The organism is Halomonas urmiana, from assembly GCF_005780185.1.
Lineage (GTDB): Bacteria > Pseudomonadota > Gammaproteobacteria > Pseudomonadales > Halomonadaceae > Halomonas > Halomonas urmiana.
In genome coordinates, this window is the sequence record NZ_VBUI01000122.1 from 1 (window position 1) to 214 (window position 214).

1 pseudogene is annotated in these 214 nt (G+C 64.5%); it reads right to left on the minus strand.

Going from position 1 to position 214, the window contains the following annotated elements:
* Positions 1-188 (minus strand): annotated as a pseudogene (locus FEI13_RS19335) (hypothetical protein); the annotation flags it as partial.
* Between the last annotated feature and the right edge of the window lie 26 nt (positions 189-214).

Sequence of the window (214 nt, forward strand, 5' to 3'; positions counted from 1 at the left end):
TCCTGGCAGCCTCGCCCCGGGCGAAAGCCGTAGCTCATCGGCAGGAACTCATGCTCGAAAATCGGTTCGATGACGCGTTTGACCGCCGTCTGGACGATGCGGTCCTTGACCGTCGGAATCCCCAGGGGACGCCTCTTGCCGTCTCCCAGCAAGCTCGCCACCTGACCCGGCCGAATCGAGTTCGTCATCCTACGGACCGCCAGTTCGCCTCCGG